Origin of the sequence: Halalkalibaculum sp. DA384, assembly GCF_043951955.1 — a bacterium.
Taxonomy (GTDB): domain Bacteria; phylum Bacteroidota; class Rhodothermia; order Balneolales; family Balneolaceae; genus JAMQKA01.
The window spans coordinates 1-344 of the sequence record NZ_JBINJE010000133.1; the positions used below are offsets into that span (position 1 = coordinate 1).

A 344-nucleotide genomic window follows, 5' to 3' on the forward strand; every position below is an offset into this window, starting at 1 on the left:
CTGTAACAAACCCGAGGAATACCAATGCCATACGCCGAAACCAACGGAATTCAACTGTATTACGAGCAGCGCGGAAGCGGAGAACCTGTAATCCTGATCATGGGCATTACCGCCCCGGGCCAGGTGTGGGAAGACCACGCCTCCTTCTGGGAGCAGGAGTTTCGCTGCATCCAGGTGGACAACCGCGGGGTGGGCCGCTCCGAGAAGCCGGAAGGCCCCTACACGATGGGGCAGATGGCCGACGACTACGCCGGGCTGATGGACCACCTTAATATATCTAAGGCAGCCGTGGTGGGGGTCTCGATGGGCAGCCCGATCGCCCAGCAGCTGGCCCTGCGCCACCC

1 protein-coding gene is annotated in these 344 nt (G+C 61.6%); it reads left to right on the forward strand.

The window, feature by feature from the left end; genetic code table 11:
• Positions 1 to 24: 24 nt before the first annotated feature.
• Positions 25 to 344 (forward strand): alpha/beta fold hydrolase (locus ACG2E4_RS18575; RefSeq protein WP_395277523.1); only part of this gene is annotated, 320 nt, incomplete at its 3' end.